Genomic DNA, 23501 nt, shown 5'->3' on the forward strand with positions numbered 1-23501 from the left:
TTATTATTTGATATGTAGTACTGTTCTTTCTAAATCTAAATTTGGATCAATACTAACTATTTTATTTACAGTTAATTTTTTAACATCAATTGTTGACATACTATCAGGATGAAGTAAATTTCCTTTTGTAATAACAAGTTGGTAATTACCTTCTTTATCTGGGAATACTTCACATAAAGCTTGGATTGCGTTATCTTGATAGCCCTCGATGGAAGCAATCTCAGGTAACTCAAGGTGCGGTTTGAAGAGGGGGAAAGGACCATTAACGCAGAAAAGAAGATTATCTGGTTTTTTAGTTATTATCTGATTGTTTTTTGATTTATAAAGTGCTGATTGTAAGTCATAACTTTGGTTAGTGTTTTTGAGCATTAAAACGACTGGAATTGAGTTTGTATCATAGAAATTCATTGATGAGATTTTTGTTGCTAGTCTTTCTGCCTGTTTTGGTTTTTTGGGTGTGTTTGGTTGACTTGCATGACATGTTAGAAAACTGGATGACGCTCTATCATCATTCTTATACATAGTCTGAAATATAGAATTATCACTATAGTTAGGCATAAGGTAAAGCTTATATGTGAATCGAACATCTAATGTGAAAAGTTGCAAGTAGGCAGATACTGAACAGTTGCGTAGCTTAGCTATAGTACTGTCACTGGAATGGCTATTATCATCTTTGTGAATACGCATTGAAGTATAGAGTTCAAAATTAAATAATTTGATGCCTGATAGGCTATCTGCTTCTAATTCTTCTTGCGTATTGTTCATACCGTTTAGTACAATTGAGTGATGTGCAAAAATTGTCACGCCAGTGCCTGAGTGTAAATTATCTTGAGAGGTTGAAGTATCAATTGAGCGAAGGACAATCGGATATGAAAAGTCATTATAGATAATTGCTCCCTTGTACGTATCACCTGTGTTTCTTGAAGTATTGTCTTGATGCATTTGATACAAATTTGCTATACCACAGTTATCAAATAAAACAGCATGATCGTGCTGTGCTTGATCACTATAATGATAATCGCCTGTTAAGGGATTTGAGTAATCATATTGATCACTTAGTAGAAGGTATTTTGCCCACAATTGGTTATTTATATGCGTTATAGGCGGAACGGTGCCATTGCTAACATCTTCTAAGTAAAAGCGGTATAATGTGCTACTGTTTTCTGTGCCTCGGGTGCCGTCTGTACAAAATAAACCATGTGATAAGGTGCAAGCGGACATGCCAGGCAACAAGTAGTAGGCTCCATTAGGGATTGCATCTGCTGTATTTGGTAAAGCCCAGTGACTCATAATATAGTTAAGTGCTGGCGTGTTTGGGTTTTCAAGATTACCACACTCAGGTGCCAGAGATTGTGATTCTTTATTTAGGGATAGGTGACGCAATACGGCAGGGTTAGTCTCGTTGTTTGTGGAGATAGTATTTTTGTCATCTGACAATGGCTTAACCAAGAAACTTGTACCTGCTAATTCAGATAGATTACTGATGCAGGCTGTATGACCATTAAGTGCTTCGCACATATCAGCAGCTATATTTAGGTTAGTAGGACTGGAGGTATAGATGTAGTAAAGTTTGCCGTTATTGAGACGACGCATAATTGAATTACTTGTGTATTTTGCTGCATAATTGTCTGTCCCAAAAAGACCTTGTAACCAGGCGATATCTGCTGGGATAATTGCAATTGCGTTAGTATTGAACACATTGTTGTTAATAATTGCTTTATTTATAGTATCTACAAAAAACAGGTGATTATAAGCACTATCTGTAGTCGGTAAAGGAGTGTTGTTATTATCATAAATCGTAACTGCTACAGGAAGTGCATAACTGCCATTATTGTAAAGGCTTTCTTGTGCATTTAATGGTGTAATTCTAATATTGTCTCCATTTTTGTACTGCCAAGGATGTGTATTTTGTGGTAAAGGAATGACTTTTGACCAGAGTGAATGATGACAAATAGGTATATCAGGACTTTTGGAGTCAGAGATAAAGTCACTAGTGCATGCAGAGACCTGATATGATTTATCAGTAGAGGGTAGGCGTAAATAAAAGTCAAAGCTATTTGGTGAGATCGTTCCATCCTGATTGTAAAGAAGTCCTGTGGTAGGGTAAAAATAATCGATTTTTCCGGAGGCTTCCTTGACTTGATAGAAAAAACCGTTCAATGGTGGTGTTACACCATGTTGCGATTCATAGTTAATGTTCACATCGTATAAATTCTCACTTTGTGCAAACCCACCACTTTCAAGCGCTTTATCAGGTGCAACTAGAGTGGTTTTGATTGTTGGTGTTTTACTGTTTTCAGTGAGTATGCGAGGAGTGTTTATATTTATATCAAAATTACAAAGTGAATCTGATGTATTAGTACCATAGGTGACTGCCATGCCAGCATCAACATTCTTCGATTGATCAGCTGTACAATTGTAGCCATAAGTCATCGTATAATTTGAATCAGCGTTATTAAAACCAATTGCTGTCATCGTGTCTTCACCATCCCCTGCTGGAGTATCTCCTTGAAAGCGAATTGTCATTGGATTTTCTTTAATGTCATTGTTTTGCTTGGTAAGGTTTGGGTAGATATCAATGATAAAGCTTGAGCAGTTTGTCCTATCGCCTGACTTATGTAGAGCACAAAACACGCCATTTAGCTCTGGATCACGGTTATCTCCCCAATAAAAATCATATTTAAGATGGATGCTTTGTGAGCTATGTGCCTGAATCACATGATGGTCTGGATTATCTTCATAAACCTCATGGTATATATCCAGATTATAGGTCAGGGCTTGATTGGTATTGTTACTAATGAGAATAGTTTGTGTTGGTTCATGATTCCCTGCAATTGCTAAAAAAGGTATTGCAGATAATAAGAAAGTAAAATGTTTTATAAGTTTGATCATATTATACGAATTAGTCATTAAGGATATCTGAGTTTTTCATGTTAAATACTTGGCGTGACAATTCTATAGAAAAATTCGTCAAAAATTACTATTGCTCCATCATAAATACGGGGTTGAAACGTGAGTGTTTAAGCCAGTAGAATAGGCTAAACTAGTATTAATAACCATGTCCTATTAGATAAAGCATCTCTTGAATAGCTGCATAGAGCGTTAAGCTTAGCTAAGTTCTAATTGTGCAACAGTAAACTGCTCGCCCCAGCCATAGTTAAAGGCATTATAGTACAGATGCGGCAGGGAGATCTCATCATTTATGTTCTTAAAAGCATCAATTTTAACATGTGTTGCTGCCATGCCTGCATACTGAAAGCCACCAGCAAATGCTGCCATAGACATATTTTGCCATAGAGGTAATTCTGGTTTTTCAATAGCTTTCCCCATTTTATTCATGATTGAGAAATAACTCAGTCGAACTACTTCAGAGATGCCGCCACGCAGTGCGCCAAGCGCAAATGAGCTTAGATAGTCTGATAGGTATGCATCATTACTACCTTGCTGATGCCCTTCTAACAAAGCATCAGGATAAGTTAGGCATGTAAATGCATTCTTTTCTGCGTTGTCTATTTCTTGATTTCTAGTCAAGTAGGTAGCGCTTGCTGCCATGAATAATGCAAAGGGCAGCGAGGCTGCTGCTGATATCAATGCCTTGTTGGCAGATATTTTGTTGTTAGCGTTAGAAATAAAGGGCATGGAGCTTCCTTGGGCTAGATGTTCAAAAAATTCAGCACCAAAAATTAATTTGCCACTCCCAGACATAAGTGCAGCAGTACTTGCTAGTGAACCAATCATAGCGCCTGAGTCAGCTGCAATACGGCTAACATTGCCATTCCAAAGGGGAATACTCGTGGTAATGACATTGGTTATTCCTCCCAATGCAAAAAGTGATGCAGAGCTAAGAGTCGGAGCTAGTATGCCGATGCCTAATGCGGCAATGCTTAATCCTGCAGCTATTGAAAAGTGCCCCGAAGGATCAAAGTTATTTATTGGATCATCATTAGCAAATTTATAATGATTTAATAGATGATATGTATCGCGCTGCATAAAGCGCATAAGATTTGGGTTATAAAATCGTGCCCGCAAATAGATAAGTTGACTATTGGGATCGGTATATTCGCCATTATAATCAATTTGTTGCAGTAATTTAGATGGTGAAGTTTGCGTTGCTGAGAAATGACGATGATAGCCATATGGCATGTAGTTTGTTGAGCTTGCCAATGATTGATTTTGTTCTAGCCAGAGGTTGGTTGTGTTTTTTTGTTCAAATAAGCGATAGTAGCATTGATGAGTAGTAGGGCAAAGTAGTTGTGCTTGTGGTAAAGTAGCTAGCTTTTCGTTATTTAAGACAATGCTGGAGAGGTGCTTTTGGTCATATATAAAAGCCTCTAGATTATTAGTGGCTTTTATCCCGCTAAGTTCATGTTCGGCATTGTAGTGGTAAACTGTTATTATTCTTTTTTTTGTGGTACTAAAGCTTATAAGTTGTCCTTGTGCATTATAACGATATTGATTGCCTTGAGCATCATTTTGTAAATTGCCATTTTGATCATATTGAAAGGCGATTGCTATATTCATATATAAAAGGCAGACAAGAGTAGTTAATATATTTTTTATCATGATTATCGTTGGTCAATCTAATTGATAATAATTATCATATGCTGAATTGTTGTGCTTAAAAATAGAAAAAAATCGAAATATATTCAATATTATCACTTTTTAAGGTTAATCATAATAGTTATTAGGCATATTGATATCGATGATTTATGTTTAGTAAACGCGGCTAATTCGTTATGTAAATTACACATCCATCGTAAATCATTTTAATGGTGAATATATCATTATAAGTCGTATTAAACTTAATATTATAGGGAAAGCGAAAGCATGCAAGTATTGATTTTTTTGTTAAGCTCTGTTTTGTTTGTTACTAACATCTTTGCTGCTCAGTATCACTACGATGCCAATGGCAATATGATTGAAGATAATTATGGGAATTTATATGCTTATAGTGCGGAAAATCAACTGATTGGTACGCTAAATACTAATAAAAAAATCAACGATAGTAACCACTACAATGCTGAAGGGTTTAGAGATGCACGGAATGTTGATGGTCATACTATCGGTTTGATCTATAGTGATGGACAACTAATAAATGGACTAAACAATCAGCTAAAGAGCAGTTATCTTGAGCATGATGTGCGTTATTTGGAGGGAGAGTCAGAGCTTCGTCAGTATCGTATGTTTGCAAATAATAATAGTACCACTTTGCTCTTATCAGACAATTTGAATATTGAAAGCAGCTATAACTACAATGCTTATGGTGGCTACACGAGATATAGTGATAATAAACCTAAAGTTTCTAGTATAAGTACTAATTTGATATCGCATAATCCATTAACATATGATGGTGAGTATCAAGATAATGATAGCGGTTTAATTTACTTGCGTGCTCGTTTTTATAATCCAAATCTTATGCATTTTATACAGCGTGATAGTTATAATTTGTTAAATCGCTATGCTTTTGCTAATAGCGACCCTGTTAATCATGCGGATCCTACTGGGCATAGCGTATCTGCTTTAAATATTGTAGGAGGTTTTTTACGAGGATTGGGTGATGGGCTTCTCTCTGGTGCAACGATCGGCTTTTGCAGTCATTCTGGTTGCTCGGTAGATAATTATCGCCAGTTGTTAACTGGAAACCTTAGCAGTTTTGGTGAGCTGTTTAACCCATTAGCAGCCATGGTACCACTAATGCAACATAGTGGTAGTGCTGAAGCATGGGCAAATGCAGTAGGCATGAGTGTACCTAATATCGCTATTATGCTTAAAGATTTGTATGATTTTTCTTATGCTAGAAAAAAAATAAAAGACAGTTTTGAGAAGCCTCATGCTGTCATGGTTGAGAGCCTTGAAAGACTCAGAGAGTCAAATAAGCAATTTTCTGGATTAGGTGATTTGACTCATCAGCAGAAAAATAATCAGTTATTAGAGGTGAAACTAGATTCTTATGTCAAAAAGATAGAAGGATTTAACGTTAATAAAATTATAGCTGATGCAGCAATCTCAAGACGGTCAGGCATCAATTATGGGGTTTCCCCAGTTGTTGAACTGTATAGCCGTTATTATAAGAGATTTAAATCTGAGGATATAGCGAAGTTGATATATGCAAGTGCTGCATGGCATGCAAGTTTTAAACTGCCTCAATCAGTATCTACAGCTATAAATAGAGTGAACATATTGTTGTATACTATAAATAGCAACGACTTAAACCAATATAATTTGATAAATAGTTAGTTGAGTTGACTAAAAAATTTAAGCTTCGTCTGATTTCTCGCTGTGGCATAATTTGAGCAGTTCTATTAGTGCTAGGTTGAACATGCTCGTGCTAAAGCAAGCTCTTAATTTGCTCATTAGATTGTATTTGTACATGTAAGCAGATTTCTGACTAATCTCTAAAGTGCGAGCAACTTCTTGTGTTTTAACATTTTTAAATTGAGACAGCAGAAGTAATAGTTTAATATCTGTGGGGCTAAATTTTTCTCCACGGTAATTTATGGTTGTCAGGCTTTGCAGGTATGAATGCCGTTTAAATTGCTCAAGGGATAAATCAAGCTTATAGACATAACCTATTGTGATTTCATGGGATTTTAATGGGGTTATGTTAATTGTTACCAAGACGGCACTATCATCTAGCAAGCAAATCCCTTGATTAAATTGATTAGTTGTTTTTTTTGGTAATTTATTTTGGGTTGGTTTGAAAACAGATAGAAATATATCATCGGCAAATAGAATATCGTTATCGGTATTAACTATTACACAGCCTTTACTATTTTTCATATCACTCATAGTGTGCATTTTCTCCATTTTTTGATTTTTGTAATACAAAATATCACACAGTAAAATCATTCTTTTTGTTAGCTGCTAAGGTGTGTAATATGATCGGACAAACGCAGTGTTTAAAATAGGGTAATGAACCCCCTATTTTTTATTTCAGCTAATACTGACATTCTTAAAGCAATGCTTTGTATAGTTAGCATGTCTAGCAATAGAAACTTCATGTAAAGATTTCTATTTTCAAGATGATTTAAATCATCAATCATTAAAAAATGACAAATATTATACAAATTTGAGATGAAGTTTATGTATAAGTGTAAATTAATGCTTTCGATTTCACTGTTATTAATAAGTGCTGGGAATGCTTTTAGTGACGTTTATCACTATGATGAAAATGGAAATTTAATAAGTGATATGAGTGGCAATCGTTATTACTATAACGCAAAAAATCAGTTGATACAGTTTATTCAAGGCAATACCCAAATAAAAAGTACATTTCACTACAATGCAAATGGATTATTAGATAACCAGAAAAATGCACTGAAAGTTTACTACTTTATCTATCAACAAAACCAGTTAAGTAATTTGATGTTAGGTAGTCAGAAAACCATAAGTACACTGCAGAAAGATGTTATTTATTTGACTGTTCAGGATCATGGCATAGCCTATTATCGGGCAGCTATGCATAACAATACTCAAAGCTTATTGTTATCACAAAATACTAATCTATTTGATACTAACAGCTTTATGCCTTTTGGTGCAAAAAGATCATTAAGGCAAGGTTATACTAGTACAGCGCAAGATCTGGCTATGGTTAAATCACTTTTTGCTTATGATGGTGAATGTCAAGATCAAGCGAGTCAACTGATTTATCTGCATGCACGTTTTTATAATCCAGAGTTAATGCGTTTTGTACAAAGAGATAGTTATGACCTGTTCAATCGTTATTCATTTGCAAACGATGATCCTATTAACAAAATAGATCCATCAGGTCATAACGCCATTTCAAATGGCTTTTCTTCATTTTTTCATGGACTTGGCGAAGGTTTGGTTTCAGGGATGAGTATTGGATTTTGCAGTATAGAGGGTTGTAGTACTAATAGCTACAAGCAACTTTACCATGGTAATAAAAGCGCTTGGGCTGAATTTTTTAATCCCATAGCAGCGCTGGTACCACTTATTCATTATGGAGGTACTACAGACCAGTGGATGAATGCTATTGGTATGAGTTTACCTAATATAGCGATTATCGCACGAGATATGGTAACAACCTACTATGGTTATAGATTAAGGGAGCAGCTACGCAAAGTTGGGGAACGAGTAAAGGCTTCATCTGGGGTAGAGGGAATGCAATACAACAAACTTGCTTCTAAAGTCATTGGAAGGGATATAATGTCAAGACGCAATGGCTTTAACTACATTTTCAACCCATTAGCCGATCTTTATTATCATTTTATAGGCGAAAAAACTCCAAGGGCTGGCTTTACCTATCTAATTAATAAAACAGTGCCTTGGGATCATTACTTGGCAAGAAATCTTTTGGGGGAGGAGGATTCTAAGGGAGCACTAGTGCTAGCGAAACCATATCAGCATGCGCTTATAACTGCAGATTTTCTACTCTACAGTATTAACACGAATAGCTTAAATCAATATAACCAAACTGCAAATACTAACTAAAAGCATTTAGCATCCCTGTGAGCAAAGCATCTATAAGCGGTGTTGTCATTCAATACTGAAAATGATTAGTGCTGGATATAGAAAGTATCTTGCCTTTTTTCAATAGTAGATTGCATTATTTTTGATTAGCATCTCCACAGAGATAAACACTCTAACTTCAACTCATTAGATAAGGAAACTCTCATTATGAAGAACTGGAAAAAATTATCCTTATTCATAAGCTCAATCCTGGGAGCGCATGCGTTATATGCAAACCAGACAACAAAGCTTAGTGTAACGACACTCAAGCAAGATAAGCCAATAAGTAAACAGGCTGAAACTAGACATAAAAAGTTGAGTCTTGATATGAAAAATACTAAGTCTGCTGTTTTAGATGCAAGTGGTCAGAATGAACAAAACCACTCTCAAGCAAAAAATTATAAAGACCCATTGGCGTTTAGTATAGATAACAGAACAGGCAATGTTTCTATTAATGAAAACATTATAAAGTTGCCTGGAAAGGTAAGTGATTTAGATCTAACTTTAAGCTTGCAATATGATCAATCAAGCGCTGAATTTCAACAAGAAAATGATCAAAAGAGACACCTGTTAGGCTTGCCAGCAGGTTGGAATTATGGGTTAAGCTATATTGATCATGACCAAAGTGGTAAACAGGTTTTACATGTTAATGGTAGCGCCAGTTACCAAGTGGAAAGTGATTGGAAAACAAAAGATGGTATTAATACAAGCTTGCGCTATTATGATGTTGGCAACATGAAATTCTATGATGGTTTTGATAACGAAACACCATGTGGTAATGCAACAAAATATGTGAGCAAGCTTGTTTACCTTAATGGTCTTACTCAATATTTTAGTGCTGGGGGGTTGCTTTTATGTCAACGAGATAACTTCAACAATAAAATTAGCTATGCTTATCATCTTGCACAGGGAGCTATTGGTGAACCAACACCGTATAATGCAGCGCTTGTTTCTGTTATGGGCTCTTATGGACAAAAAGTTGCCATTAAAAATGATGGCATGGGATCAATTAATATTATTCTTCCTGATAAGCGTCAATACACACTGAAGTATGACAATATCTCTTTACAGAGCATTAAAGCACCAGATGGCGCAATAAGCACTATTAAATACATGACCGTATCACCGAGTCAAGGAACTGGTCAGAATTATGTTTTGCCGCATCAGATTGCGACAGCAACTGGACTTGTGGTTGATTTGACATATGGTAGTATTTTAGCCTGTCCTAACTCAAGTCTTAATGGTTCTTGTATCGGGAGTCAAACGATTGCCTTGCCTGTTGTCACAAAAGAAGTCTCCTACCCTGAAGGAGAGAATGGCAATATTACACTTGAGACGGATTATAATTTCAATGTTAACACCGGGCATGGTGGATATAGTAATAATTATACAGGTTATCCGTACTATTCACCTTATGGCATTAACTCTGCTAATAATGGACTAGATGGCTTGATGGAAAACAGCAGCATTGCAAATCCATATCAAGTAAGAGTGACCAAAGTAAATAATCAGAATGGGAAGCGAATTAGCACTCTATATACTTATAATCCTTTACATCTACTAGCTGAGCAAAAGCAATACGACAGTCAAAACAATATTATTTCGGATACAGTTTATCGTTACCCTGCCAATGTTTCAGGCAGTAGCATTAAAGTATTACCTATTTCGCAACTACCAAGCAATTATCAAACACCTGACTGGGTTGCTAGCTGTAAATATAATTCTGGAGAGAGTTCGGGGCGCTATCATCTAGTAACAACTGAATTTAATCCCCAAGGTCTGCCGGTAACAGTAAAAACTTATGATGGCGTTGAAAATGCTGGGAATCAACAATCATGTGACCCTCATGTCACTTTATCATCGGAAACACTGTCAAGCCTGCTGCAAACAGTACAAACGACCATCTATGATGTGCCTGCCAAAGCACCTCAAGAAGATGATGGTTTGTATGGATTGCCTGTTACTCAAGAGGTCGTCAACTACCAGCATGATGGTGCAACTTCATCACATGTAAATATATTGAAATTAAATACGTTAAGTCCTGATGGCAAAGTCATACAGTCAAGTATTACCGGCGCAGTTAAAGACACTCCTGCGCTCAACAGTTTACTCGGCAAAATTAAGCGCCGAGCTCAGCTATCATCGATGTTAGCAGAAGACATCTCTAGTTCTATTGATTGGGATACTAGTAAAGGTTTGCCTAAACAAACCAACTATAAATATGACAGTACTGGGCGTAATACTTTTAGCGGTCTTTCTTGGTATCAATCACCTACACTTATGATGGCTTTAGATAATAAACTTCCTTCAGGACCTGCTAGCACACATAGTGCAACAAGCTACAAGCAATTACCTGCGGATCATTTTAGCTGTGCTAGCAATATCTCAGACCCTGTATTACAAGTTACATCAACAGATGCGCTTGGTCATAATAAAACTAAATTGATATGTTTATCAAATGGAGAACTTTTGTCTCAGACCGACGCTAATGGCAACACAACGCAGTATAGATACAATGTGGCTGGACAAAAAATAGCAGAGATACAACCAAATGGTGTTTGTACTGCAACACAAATATTCTATGCAAATAACCAACAGGTAGAGCAAACAGATGTTTGTATTAATAGCAAAGTCACACGACCTAAATTACCTGATGGATTTACAGGAAATATTAGTATACAAGTGATGCATGACTTGTCAAAAAACAGTATTAAAAGTGCATTAGATGGTGATCAAAATATCAAGGTTTTCGATGGAGCAGGAAATACATCAGCGGTACTTGACAACTTGGGGAATAATGGCAGTTTACGAGTGCTCGAGAAAGATCAATATAATGATTTTGGGCAGCTAGAAAGTAAAATTAAGTGGCCTGATAGCTTGGCTCTTAAGTCCACTTATGCCTATGATGATCAAGGACGCCAAATAAGTGTGACTGATGCTCAAGGTAATACGAACACCAAGCTTTATGACGATTTAAACCAAAGGTATATGACCTGTTTTAATGGTTATAAGCAAAGTATTGTATTCTTAAATAATAAAGGCAAGCCAAAGTCAAGTTTCTCAATTCCATTGCCTACTCAAAGAAGCATGGATTTAAGCGCACAATCATTAGGTGTTGCTGGAGGAGACTGTTCTTGGAGTAGTACCAACGCTAGTTTAACAAGCTTGATAGCAACAACAGTATCAAATAGTGATGACACTTTATCGGCACAACAATTTTATGATGGCTTAGGAAATCCGGTTAATACGATCGTGGGCAATTATCAACTAGACAATACACTAAGCTTTGGAACGATGTCTACTGATATGATGCAACGCTTAGATGCTAATTCTGGACAATATCAATGTAAATCTGGGCAATCGGATTGCACGAATGCACATTCACAATATGATTTCTCAAATAAGCTTACTCAATATCTTGTTACTGGTAACTATCAAAGTAATGGTCAAACGACTCAGCAAATAGCTAAAAGTAATTGGACACGTGATTTATTTGGCAACACTGCGAGCAAGACACTTGTTATTCAAAATGGTAGCTCACTACAAACAGCTGCACTTGGTTTAGCAAGCGAGGATATTGCTGATTCAGATAGCTATATTTATAATAAAACCAATCAGCTGATCTCCGAGTCAACACCAGAGCCTGTGTCAGAAGGCTCGAGCTTATATGATCCTAATTATAAACAGCATACCGAATACTGGATGTATGATAGCGTTGGTAATATGATCACACATACCAGTTTTGCTGGTGTTAAATTCTATTCTCAGTATGATAATATGAACCGTAATACACAAATTTGCTATTATGACCCGCAAGATCCATCCGATCCAAGCAAACCTTATTATGTGACTCAGTTCAAATATGACACCATTAGCGGTCAACCATTGGTGGCTTATAAGTTTGATATAGCTGATACGAAAAATTGCACGCCTGGTGAGTTTAATCCCGTGATAAAACCAGACAATGCTTCTGCGATTAGTTATCGTTATGACAGTGCTGGCAATACCATTAGTAAAACAGTATTTGACCCTGTTGTAGGACTTGTCGGCAAAACGCAAGATCAAGGCATTCAGCTTACTAATGGCTATGATCACCAAAATCGATTAACGTGCACTTCTGATGCTGTTGCATTTGATCATGATCAAAATTGTCCTACTTACTTTGAAGTAGGTGATGTGGCAAGTCCCGGACAATATGTGACAACATATCAATATTACAATGCAGCAGAACCGCAAAAGCAAGGTGAGCTTCACGCTGTTTGCCGCGGCAGTGACTGTATCGTTTATGACTATTATACCAGGGGTATGGATAACGGCGCCTATCAGGCCTATGCAGGCAAGATGATGAGCAAAGCGATTATTCATAATCCTATAAATAGTTTTGATCCAGCAAAATTACCCAGTACGAGTAGCCTAAGTTCATGTTCAGTTGCTAGTAATAAGCCATGCATTATTTCAGATACGTTTTATAACTATGATGATCAAAAACGTCCATTGAGTATTACGACGTGCAAAGATGCGCAATGTAGCCCATTAAGCCCTACAGCAGATGATGTAATACTGAGTATTAGTTACCGTTATGATCATCTAAATCGAATTACTCAGACAGTACATCAATCTGGAGAATATCCAGATAACCTTGATTTAAACTATGATGAAACCTATGGGTATGACTCATTGAGCCGCTTAATCATGGACACTGTTTACAAAATTGCACAAGCGAGGGTTGGAGTGTCTGCATTGGGCGTCAGTGATGGTGCGCAGATTCAAAAAACGCAATACAGTTATGATTCTGCAGGAAACGTGATGTGTAAAGCTGTTAATAATAGTTTTGCTGGTATGGATAATACTGGTCTTAAAACTTACCGACAAACATTTAGTTACAACGTTGACAATCAGCTGATTAATCAAATTACTCAGGATACCAGTAGCACACTTGCACAAACGACTTGCTAGGAAAATTTAAGATGCGCCCTGATTGCCTTTTCTTTTTAACATTGTCTTTAATATTCCTTATGCCATTGAAGCTTTATGCATGTCATGTGGATTATGATAGTAATGGCAACCTTACGGTAGATACGTCATGTAATCTTTATTTCTATAACGCTCAAAATGAGTTAATTTCTTTTAAAAATATGACAACACACAAGAGAGCTTTTTTCAGCTATAACTCAGAAGGCTTATTAGAAGAAAAGGCAATATTATCTAAGCACCGTTTATATATTTACAACTCAAATGGAAAGTTGATAAACAGCCTTATTAAGGCACAATCGTTAGCAACAGCCTATTTGACAAGAGGTGAGCGTATTGTTGTAGATAATCATATAGCAAGCGAACAATATTTGATTTCTGATGCGTTGGGAACAAATTATCTACAGCTGAATTCTCACAGTGAAATATCACAGCATTTTAACTATCAAAGCTTTGGCGCATTAGTCAACTTCGCGGGGGGCGATGCCAAGGATGGCACAACAAGTTTTGATGCATTGCCTTTGTTATATCATGGTCAATATCTTGATAGACTAAGTGATTTAATTTACTTACATTCGCGGTTTTACAATCCAAAATTAATAAGATTTATACAGCGTGACAATTATTCTTTATTGAATCGATATAACTATGTCAATAGCAATCCAATTAATAACACTGATCCAAGTGGACACATGAGTTTTGGTTTGATGGATATGATAGCAGGCACTGGTTTTGCCTTGGCAACCTCCGTTGTAACGGCACTTTCACCAGAGTTCTCTTATATGGCTGCGTCTTTTTTTGTGGCTAGTAATTCAGCACCTGCTGGCATGGATATGACTCTTGATTTATTACATCATAAGTTTCTTTCTGGCGTTTCTAATGCTTTACTGATGCTATCTGGTGTTGCAGGCTCGATATCAGCGCAACCTGAAATGATGCTTCCATCTGTAAGAAAACTTGCCGCTGGTGAGATAGAAAGAGACTCAGCAGATGGCATAGCCGCACTTGATTTAAAAGATCGCTATCAAACCTTTTCATCAACCATTTCTAGCATTTTAGGTGGCGCTGCATCAGGCTTAGCTAACCCATATATCTCTAGTCATAATGGCGGCATATATAACTCTGCAGCCATCAGTGCCATCACAGGTTTTGCTAGTGGTCAATTTTATGGTTATCTAAGTAATAAGTTAGGTAAAAATGAAAATGTATGGAAAAATGCACTGCTTGGCAGTATCAGGTCTGGCATTAGCGGTATCATAAATGCATCACCTGTTCTCATCAGTCAAGAGTTAGCAGGGAAGAAATTCACACTAACTGAAGGTCTGTCTCAGGGTATTCCTTTTCTTTTTGGTGGTATATCAGGTCTAAGCCAAAACTATCTTAGAGATGCCTATCAAAATTCAAGTCCGATGCGTTTGGCAGTCGCAAGCATGTTTCGCACAGGCTACCTTTCTATTAGGGCACCTATTGGCAATGCCGTGTCTTCGGGAACACTTAATACACTTTTCAGCAATTAATATTTAGGGAAAATCTATGAACTTAAAACAACTAAAAGTAGCTACTATAGGTATCTTAACAAGTCTTACTGTTTTTAATATGGGCATTGCACATTGTCAATTTAGCTATGATAGTAATGGTAATTTAGTCAGTGACAATCAATGCAATCACTATCAATACAACGATGCAAATCAACTAACTGGTTATTTCAACGCACAATCAAATATGCAGTATCATTATTATTTCAACCCTGCTGGCTTGCGTGATGGTAAAATATATAATCAGGTGAAAATTGGCTTTATCTATAGTGGGCATCAACAAATCAGTAACAGCATTGAACAAGAAAACAAAACCATTTCTGGCTATCTACAGCATCAAGTGCGTTATATTGAGCAACAAAATCAGAAGACTAGCCAGTATTTTGTGCAATCGCATCATAATCAGACTGATTTGATTGTAAATAATAAACTAAATATTACAAGTCAATACAATTACACAGCTTACGGTCAGGCACGTTTCTTGACTAAGTCAAAGGTGATAAGTAGTGATCCATTATTTAATAACCCATTGGGTTATGACGGCGAATATAAAGATTCTGAGAGCGGACTTATTTATCTTCGTGCACGCTTTTATAGCCCGAATTTTATGCACTTTGTGCAGCGTGATAGTTATCAATTAAGCAATCGCTACAACTTTAGCAATGACAATCCTATTAATATGATTGATCCAACAGGTCACTATTCATTTGGTGACTTTATTGACGATGCTGGTAAGTATGCATTTAGTGGTTTTAATATTAAAAAGGCATTTAAAAATTTTGGGACTTTTGCTGCAGGGTTTGGCACGATGATTGCTGGAGGTCTTGTAATGTATGCCACAGGGGGGGCTGGATTAGTCGGTGAAGGTGGTTGGTTGGCAAGTGGTTCGGAAGATGGCTTTTTTGCCAATATTGGAAATTGGTTTGGAAAAGGGGGATTTAAATCAGCAACTAATGGCCTTTTACACGCAGGTGGCGCTGCTGCTTTTTCTACCGGGTTGAATATGGATATTCTTGCGGGCCATGGGATTAGTCTATATAAAGGCAATAAAATTCTAAGAGATTTTGCTTGGAAACAATTAAGTGTTGCTGCAATTGTCGGTGCAGGCACAGGGCTAGCGGGTTTTATGACTTCAGGAATTGGTAGTGCCATTTCAGAAAGCGCAAGCTCAAAGATGGCAGGTTATCTTGCTGATTTTACGATTCAAGGTGGGCTTGGTGCATCTGCTGGTATTGCGTATACCGAGGCGATGACAAAATATGTCTATGGTGTTGATATCCCAACTAGCATGCTATTAAAGCCAGCACTTGCCGGCGGTTTAATTGGTGCACTCGCTGGCATTTCTGTACGTTTTGCCAATCGCAATGTAGTCGACTCTTCTGATGGAGTCGATGCCTCCCGTCTTTTAAAATCCAGTGATACTCTAACTAAAGATCAGATTCTAACAAATGATTATTATCAGTCTAAGTCTTCAGCTGACATGAGTGAAACCTCTAATACAGCAGTATCATATCCAGAGAAGCTCCTGGAATAATTAAATAATCGCATGATAAGTAGGCAGAATAAAGAGCGCGTTTTAAAGTCAAAAATGTTCACTATTAGACCTGTTTAGCCGTTGCTATGATTATTTTATTTAACGTCAAAAAGGATTAACCATGAATAATACAACAAAGAAAAGTTTTTTATATACGCTACTATTGTCTGCCTCGATTGCAGGTTTTGCTAATAGGCAGCCAATTAAAATAAATAATAATACAGATATGCCACTGGCATATAATGTGATTTTATATCATGATATTAGCATGGCGGACGGTGCTCAAAACGGCGTCATAAATGCTAATAGTAGTAAAGTCTTATTCGTAAATAAAGACTTTTGGAAAGGTTCAGATGATGGTTTATCTACCGTGTTTTGCGGTGGAGCTACTCCTGATCATGATAATGGTGTGAGTAATACGGATTGCTCTATATTTTCCTTGGATTTATTCCCTAATCTGGTTGATACAAGTGATAGCTTAAAAGAAACACCGTTGACCGTTAACTTCACTGGAGTAGAAAACCTTGATGGAAGTAACTCTATCGCAGTAAATGGCTTCAGTAATACTGATAGTCAGTATACTGTAAACTATGGCTATAATTGTACGTCAAGCAACCAAGGCGTCCCCGTGCTGGACACCATTGCTTTTTCCGGTGACTGTTATGTTGATATTAACGTCAATAAGACCATAAATTCAAATTTGCCTAAAATCAATACAACTCTTGTGAGTTCTGGTAGCAGCATTGCTGGATTCATTCTGGATGATCATAATTTATATCACATTGAGGTTGATCGTTCTAAAAATAACCAATTTGCTGTGGCGCCACCACTTAATGGTGTTTTTTATCAAGTACAAACACAAGACAAGAAAACTTATGATTTTTACCCTACCACAGGACTTATCTATAATCAAAATGGGACAGTATCTCCAAATAATTTTTCATTTTATCTAAGCCTGCCGAAGACAGATAAAATGGCTAATATCACTGAGTGCACCAGTGACTTTATTGCAGAAAATAGCAGCAATAAACCTATCTGTCATCATGCAATCTGGCATCAATCAGTACAGCTGAGTAATGATAGTAATAAGGGGGAGTTTAATATTAATGATACTGTTAGTTTAAATTTCATTAATCCACAAGAATCATCAGTATACGATGATGGTAGCTTTGCTTTGCCGGTGCTCGTGACTATTAAAGATCAGAATAACAATATCATCCCAATCACTGACCCTGTTTACCAGCATTTGTTTTTTGTTGATACTGAGCGTAAGCAGATTATTACAAATGATATTTCTAATACAAGTGGCGTGGCAATTGTGTCAGCTGAAAATGCATGGCTGCATGGACTTATGGGCAATAGTAACTATGCAGCAAAGTATACGTATGCTGATAATATTTCTAATCCAAATAATGGAAAAATGTTCTATATATACTCCACAAACCCAACAAACCTTAGTATTGCTCCAGCTTTATGTGTAAACAATGGTACATCGGTTTCTTGTTTATCTGGTATGTCGAGCCTCTCGCCAACCAATATCAGTACTTTGCATATCACAGATGATAATAATAATAATAGTATTTATAGCTCTTCTAATGATCCATCAGCATCTCGTAACTTAATGTTGCGACATCAAAGTACTACTGCTGGGGATGCGTGTGGTAAACTTGAAAATCCAAATACACCGGCATTAAATTATATTCTAAATAGTCGCCCGTTACCTGACCCAAATGATAATCTTCCTTATGGTGCCTATTATGTTTTGCCTGGGCTATCTGATTGTAGCCTGAATCATGGTGTTTTTTGCAACAATACGGCAAGAAAAAACTCAGGATATTCAGGGAATATTCGCTATTACCTACAAGACGACAATAATGTATCCCTACAGTTTCTAAATTTCAGTTATTTGGGTGATAGTGAAAGCTGTAACAATAGCAACAGCTGTACACATATCAGTAATATGCTATGGACCAAACAGCTTAATTTAAGTGATGCTAATGATTACACAGATACTTGGCAAGGCAGTTATCAGCATAAGGATAGTCCTAAAGGGGATCATGCTATATTGTTTGATAACTGTGGTGATGCAATTAAATATACAATGCCTGATAACTCTCCTAATAGAAATAATCCCGGCTCTGGTTCTAGTCAGTATCAAGGAGATGTTGTATTTTACAATGATTTCCCATATTCAATCGTGCTTCGTTTAATTTCTTTATCAGATAATGGAATTAATCACATTCACCTTGGTGATGGTATAGTGATTGGCGCACATAATTCGATACGCATGAATTTAGCAACCAAAGATATTCATGAAGAAACAAGTGGTATTGAAATAGATAATATCGCTGGCATGAAGTTATTTAGCTACCAGCTCACAAATGCTGTTTTTAAGCAGGCAGATGGTAATCCTTATAGCTCACATGGGTTATTAGGAAGTGTTGGCATTTCATCAATGGGTGACCCTGCTTGCCGTATTCCAGTTTATATTCAGGCTTTTTATAAGAAAAATGGTGGTGATGAATATGGTGCTGGTGGTGATGCCGCCGGACAAGCGGTAGGAATGGTCGTTATGATGCCATACACCAAAGACAACTCTAAGTTCAACCAAGTTGAAAATTATAGTAATGACATGTTATCAGGCAATAGAGATATAATTAGGGTGAATCCATATACGTGTTCACCATCCGGGTTAAATAGTATTTTGTAGGTTACAAATGAGAAAATATAAATATTATTTGCTGTCAGCGACTATTTTACTCAGCAGTTTTGCATCTGCCGCATGTAATCTAAGCTATAATGCCAATGGCAGTTTAATAATGGATATGCAATGCAATCGTTATCAGTACAATGCAAAAGAGCAACTGATTAAAATAGTATCATCTCAAAAGGATGTGCAGTGCGACTATACCTATAACCCAGAAGGCTTAAGAGATGTCAAAACATGTAATTCATCTGGTGATCAGCAAATGCAACTTGATTTTATTTATCAAAGAAATCATTTAATCAATACTCAAGACATAAATAATAACATTCAAAGTGCTTACTTAGGCAGCGATGTGCGTTATGTTGTTAATAATTTTCAGCAACATCCATATTACTTCTCAGTCGCGTCACATGGCACGACTAATTTATTACTCACACGATCAGCAAATATAAAACAAGTTTATAATTTCTCAAGCTATGGACAAAATCGCGTGCTCTTGAAAAGTAACTCACTAAAAACAATAAATCTTGTTCAACCATTGGCATATAACCCACTAACATATGATGGTGAATATCAGGATCCAGAGACAGGGTTTGTATATTTAAGAGCGCGATTTTATAACCCGCATGAAATGCGTTTTATGCAAAGGGATAGTTATAATTTACTAAATCGTTACAATGCATTTGATGATAACCCAGTGAGCAATACGGATCCTTCAGGACATTTATCTTTAGGCAAATTATCTTTATATTCATCAGTTGCCTCTATTGGTTTGGGGGTTATTGCACCGCTTATGATTTTACCCGAAGTTTTTCCTTATATTTACAGCTTAAGTGGTGCATTAAATATATTCTCAACAGGAATAGGCCTGATGAGTAATCATGCTACATCACATCTTTTGGGAAGTGCTATGGCTATGGGAGGTATGATGCTATCAACCTTTGGTATGATGAGTTCTTCATCTAGGGTAAACTTTGGCTTAAACTTACTTGACAATACCCTTGAAGGTGGCGCAATGCCATTAATGTCGTCAGATCAAGGTAGTATAAGTGCTAAAAAAATGGGTTATAGCGTGCTAGCAGCATTGCCAACAGCGATTTTCTTGGCGGGATCTTCCGCTTACCTATATCACAGTTTGGGGACGGAGAATATTGCTGATGAGAATAGTTTATGGAAAACGCTTCTCGCACCGGATGCTGGTTTAAAAGGATCTTCCACTGAACCTAACTTACTTCTATATGCCAAGCCGATGGTATTAGGCGGTATACGTACTGCGTCAGCTGAGTATATTAGAAAAGCGACCTTTTTCCCTATTTCTCAGGCACTTGGTGAGCATTATCAATATACTAAGACATCACTTGCTACGAATATGTTGCTAGGTGCTGTCGCTGGTGGCTATATGTTTAGCTCAATGGCATTTGTAAACAGGAATATCGTTGGCTCTGAGCAACAATTTTTTGGTGAACCAAGGAATAAGTTTTTATACAATTTCCTTGCATCTGGCTGGAGTGTGCAGTTTGGTTTACCAACCTTAGAATCTATCTAAATACAATATAGAAATTTTGGTTCCTCATTCAGGTGGACTAACTGTCCAAAATTGAGGGGGTACATCAGGTTTAGAAAAATTAACATTTGCTTAGGTGCTTAAGTATGTAGTAAAGCATCCTTTTTGGTAAAGCGCCCACCTAATATATGGTAATGTAGGTGAAAGACAGTTTGCCCGCCCGCTTTACCAGTGTTTACCAAAGTCTTAAAGCCTGCTTTAAGCCCTAATGTTTGTGCAATTTTAGGGATCGCTAGATTAATTTTACCAACAAGAGGAATATCCTCATCTTCAAGATGATTTAAACTATCAATATGCTTTTTCGGGACAACGAGTACATGGGCTTCAGCCACCGGAAAAGCATCATGAAACGCCAAAATATCAGCATCTTCATAGACTTTATTTGATTTGATTTCACCATTAATTATTTTGCAAAAAATACAATCACTCATTGATCTAATCCTTTTGTTTTGAGAAAAAAGTGTATAGTAACAGTGCCACACCAACCCCAGCAACAACAGCATAATGTTTGTCAATAAACTGATGCAAGGTGTTTAATAGCTCACCTTGAAACCCAGAGATAATACCAAGTGCGGTGAGTGAAATACCAAAGCCAATCATAACACCGTGGCGTTTAGAGTACTTAACCTGTTTGCTTTGATCTGGTGATGCTAAGCTATCACGCTTAGCCTGATTAACTTGGGCATTTAATAAGTCAAATAATAGCTCAGGTACTTCAGGCAAACGTTCACTCAAATCAGGAATGCTTGCCATTGAGCGTTTGACAAAGCCTTGCCAGCCAACACGGGTTTTCATCCATTTCTCTAAGAATGGCTTAGCCGTCGCCCATAGGTTAAGCTCAGGATAGAGATCTCGTCCCAAGCCTTCGATATTTAATAAAGTTTTTTGTAATAGTACTAATTGCGGCTGCACGGACATATTAAAGCGTCTAGCTACTTGAAATAGACGCATTAAGGTATAGCCAAATGAAATATCAGCCAATGGCTTTTCAAAAATAGGCTCACACACGGTGCGGATCGCCGATTCTAACTCATCAACACGGGTATCATGCGGAACCCAACCGGATTCGATGTGAAGCTCAGCTACCTTTTTATAATCACGATTAAAAAAAGCTAGAAAATTGCCAGCAAGGTAATGCTGATCCTCACGGGTAAGCGTGCCAACAATGCCAAAATCAATCGATATATATTTAGGATCTTGAGGGGTGGTTGCGTCAATAAAGATGTTGCCTGGATGCATGTCGGCATGGAAAAAACAATCGCGGAAAACTTGCGTATAGAATATCTCAACGCCACGCTCAGCTAAGAGTTTAAGATCAGTATTAAGAGATTTTAATGTGTCAATATCAGAGACAGGAATGCCCTTTATTTTCTCAATGGTTAATAGGTTACTTCGGCAATATTGCCAATACACTTCAGGCACGTAATGGATATGACTGTCTTTGAAGTTGCGTTTCAGTTGTGAGGCATTGGCAGCCTCGCGCTGTAAATCAAGCTCATCAAGAAGATTGCGACTAATCTCAGCTACGACCTCAACGGGACGCAAGCATCGAGTTGTTGGTACATAACGTTCAAGCATATGTGCAAGGGTTTTTAATAGCTCTGTATCCTGCACTAATACTTTTTCGATATTTGGACGCAAGACTTTGACCACAACTTCTTGACCATTGGCGAGCATGGCACTATGCACCTGAGCAATCGATGCCGATGCTAAAGGGTTGATGTCAAATTGTGTAAAAGCGTCACTAATCGGTTGCTGCAATGCCTTTTCAATCACTTTACGTGCATATTCGCCCGAAAAAGGCGGTACTTTGTCTTGTAGTTTCGCAAGTTCATTCGCAAGGTCATGTGGTAATAAATCGCGACGTGTGGATAGTGCTTGCCCAAACTTGATAAAGATAGGTCCCAACGTCTCCAGTGCTAAACGTAAGCGAGTACCGCGATCAAGCTTATTGCGTGCAAACCAATAATAAGGGTTAAAGATAAGCGTGATTTTAAGTACGCGCAATAAGGGTAAATCAGCCATCATCGTGGTGACGTTATATTTATTTAGCACGTAACCAATATAGATCAGGCGTAGCCATTTTTTAAGTTTAGTCATGCTGATCACCATTGGCATTAATGTAGCGAGTTATCTTGGTAGTGATGCGCTCTAGATCCTGTTTTAACAGCTGAATGTCACTGAAGAAGTCTTCGACTTCTTCTTTACATGGGAAAAGATCTTTTTCATATTGAATATACTCTCTGAACTCATGCGGCAGGCGCTCTTTACTTGTCATCAACCATGCTTTAATGACATCAAGTGGTTTAGCTAAAAAAGAATTCAGTGACGACGTTTGACCTGAAGTTAGTGTGAAGATCAGATCAGGGCGAATCGCTTTGAAGAAGTCGCGATAACACTCAAGCACATGCATATCACCAATGAACTTTGCTTCACCTTGCTGAATATAGCTTTGTGGATGTTGGCTTAATGCCATTGCGATTAAAGTTCCTGAGGTTGCTGTCAGTAGATTGGATGAATGAGTGCTTTCAGCTAATTCAAATATCAGCTTATCTTCACTGGGCTTAAAATAAAAACATAGGTTAAGATCATTAATAGCAATATAAAGAGACTGGTTGTTCAGCTTTTCGAGCAAATAGGTTTTCTGTGGATCTAAGCTAAGTACTTTATCGAGTATGAGATTGATAGATTTAATGATCATTTGTTCATTCATTTGAT

The 23501-nt window shown here is 37.2% G+C and carries 13 protein-coding genes; 7 read left to right on the top strand and 6 right to left on the bottom strand.

Annotated elements, in window-relative coordinates; translation table 11 throughout:
- Window positions 1-3: 3 nt before the first annotated feature.
- Both IE867_RS04975 and IE867_RS04980 read right to left on the bottom strand, forming a co-directional pair.
- Window positions 4-2892 (bottom strand): hypothetical protein, encoded by a 2889-nt coding sequence (locus IE867_RS04975; RefSeq protein ID WP_192483679.1) that lies wholly within the window; start codon window positions 2890-2892, stop codon window positions 4-6.
- A gap of 216 nt (window positions 2893-3108) precedes the next feature.
- The gene (locus tag IE867_RS04980; protein WP_192483680.1) at window positions 3109-4521 is read right to left on the bottom strand and encodes an RHS repeat domain-containing protein; all 1413 of its coding nucleotides are present in this window, start codon (window positions 4519-4521) and stop codon (window positions 3109-3111) included.
- A gap of 306 nt (window positions 4522-4827) precedes the next feature.
- On the opposite strand from IE867_RS04980, the gene IE867_RS04985 reads away from it, so the two are divergent.
- On the top strand, window positions 4828-6237 hold the full coding sequence (locus IE867_RS04985) for an RHS repeat domain-containing protein (RefSeq protein ID WP_192483681.1): 1410 nt from the start codon (window positions 4828-4830) through the stop codon (window positions 6235-6237).
- A gap of 18 nt (window positions 6238-6255) precedes the next feature.
- Here IE867_RS04985 and IE867_RS04990 read toward each other — a convergent pair whose 3' ends face one another.
- Complete coding sequence (locus IE867_RS04990; protein WP_192483682.1) at window positions 6256-6789, bottom strand: helix-turn-helix transcriptional regulator; 534 nt, start codon at window positions 6787-6789, stop codon at window positions 6256-6258.
- Between the two features lie 294 nt (window positions 6790-7083).
- Between IE867_RS04990 and IE867_RS04995 the strand changes: the two genes are divergently transcribed.
- From IE867_RS04995 to IE867_RS05020, 6 genes are all read left to right on the top strand, one after another.
- Window positions 7084-8454, top strand: a complete 1371-nt coding sequence (locus IE867_RS04995; RefSeq protein WP_192483683.1) for an RHS repeat domain-containing protein — start codon at window positions 7084-7086, stop codon at window positions 8452-8454.
- 186 nt (window positions 8455-8640) lie between these two features.
- Entirely contained in the window at window positions 8641-13428 is a 4788-nt protein-coding gene (locus tag IE867_RS05000; protein ID WP_192483684.1) for an RHS repeat domain-containing protein, read from the top strand.
- 11 nt (window positions 13429-13439) lie between these two features.
- A complete protein-coding gene (locus tag IE867_RS05005) occupies window positions 13440-14960 on the top strand; it encodes an RHS repeat domain-containing protein (RefSeq protein WP_192483685.1) in 1521 nt (506 codons plus the stop codon).
- A gap of 16 nt (window positions 14961-14976) precedes the next feature.
- Window positions 14977-16512, top strand: coding sequence for an RHS repeat domain-containing protein (locus IE867_RS05010; RefSeq protein WP_192483686.1), 1536 nt, complete (start codon window positions 14977-14979; stop codon window positions 16510-16512).
- Between the two features lie 121 nt (window positions 16513-16633).
- Entirely contained in the window at window positions 16634-19222 is a 2589-nt protein-coding gene (locus IE867_RS05015) for a hypothetical protein (RefSeq protein WP_192483687.1), read from the top strand.
- Between the two features lie 7 nt (window positions 19223-19229).
- Complete coding sequence (locus IE867_RS05020; RefSeq protein ID WP_192483688.1) at window positions 19230-20765, top strand: RHS repeat domain-containing protein; 1536 nt, start codon at window positions 19230-19232, stop codon at window positions 20763-20765.
- A gap of 98 nt (window positions 20766-20863) precedes the next feature.
- Here IE867_RS05020 and IE867_RS05025 read toward each other — a convergent pair whose 3' ends face one another.
- From IE867_RS05025 to IE867_RS05035, 3 genes are read right to left on the bottom strand one after another with little or no spacing between them, the layout of a single operon-like run.
- Complete coding sequence (locus tag IE867_RS05025) at window positions 20864-21214, bottom strand: histidine triad nucleotide-binding protein (protein ID WP_192483689.1); 351 nt, start codon at window positions 21212-21214, stop codon at window positions 20864-20866.
- A 4-nt stretch (window positions 21215-21218) separates the two neighbouring features.
- A complete protein-coding gene (ubiB, locus tag IE867_RS05030) occupies window positions 21219-22883 on the bottom strand; it encodes a ubiquinone biosynthesis regulatory protein kinase UbiB (protein ID WP_192483690.1) in 1665 nt (554 codons plus the stop codon).
- Entirely contained in the window at window positions 22876-23496 is a 621-nt protein-coding gene (locus IE867_RS05035; protein ID WP_192483691.1) for an SCP2 sterol-binding domain-containing protein, read from the bottom strand. Before IE867_RS05035 ends, ubiB begins: the two co-directional genes overlap by 8 nt.
- Window positions 23497-23501: the final 5 nt, after the last annotated feature.

It is taken from the genome of Cysteiniphilum marinum, from assembly GCF_014857925.1.
In the GTDB taxonomy this organism is placed as follows: Bacteria; Pseudomonadota; Gammaproteobacteria; order Francisellales; family Francisellaceae; genus Caedibacter; species Caedibacter marinus.

Coding starts and splice junctions, on each gene's coding strand:
- IE867_RS04975 (WP_192483679.1), bottom strand. CDS start 2,892: ATGATCAAACTTATAAAACATTTTACTTTCTTATTATCTGCAATACCT.
- IE867_RS04980 (WP_192483680.1), bottom strand. CDS start 4,521: ATGAATATAGCAATCGCCTTTCAATATGATCAAAATGGCAATTTACAA.
- IE867_RS04985 (WP_192483681.1), top strand. CDS start 4,828: ATGCAAGTATTGATTTTTTTGTTAAGCTCTGTTTTGTTTGTTACTAAC.
- IE867_RS04990 (WP_192483682.1), bottom strand. CDS start 6,789: ATGAGTGATATGAAAAATAGTAAAGGCTGTGTAATAGTTAATACCGAT.
- IE867_RS04995 (WP_192483683.1), top strand. CDS start 7,084: ATGTATAAGTGTAAATTAATGCTTTCGATTTCACTGTTATTAATAAGT.
- IE867_RS05000 (WP_192483684.1), top strand. CDS start 8,641: ATGAAGAACTGGAAAAAATTATCCTTATTCATAAGCTCAATCCTGGGA.
- IE867_RS05005 (WP_192483685.1), top strand. CDS start 13,440: ATGCGCCCTGATTGCCTTTTCTTTTTAACATTGTCTTTAATATTCCTT.
- IE867_RS05010 (WP_192483686.1), top strand. CDS start 14,977: ATGAACTTAAAACAACTAAAAGTAGCTACTATAGGTATCTTAACAAGT.
- IE867_RS05015 (WP_192483687.1), top strand. CDS start 16,634: ATGAATAATACAACAAAGAAAAGTTTTTTATATACGCTACTATTGTCT.
- IE867_RS05020 (WP_192483688.1), top strand. CDS start 19,230: ATGAGAAAATATAAATATTATTTGCTGTCAGCGACTATTTTACTCAGC.
- IE867_RS05025 (WP_192483689.1), bottom strand. CDS start 21,214: ATGAGTGATTGTATTTTTTGCAAAATAATTAATGGTGAAATCAAATCA.
- ubiB (WP_192483690.1), bottom strand. CDS start 22,883: ATGACTAAACTTAAAAAATGGCTACGCCTGATCTATATTGGTTACGTG.
- IE867_RS05035 (WP_192483691.1), bottom strand. CDS start 23,496: ATGAATGAACAAATGATCATTAAATCTATCAATCTCATACTCGATAAA.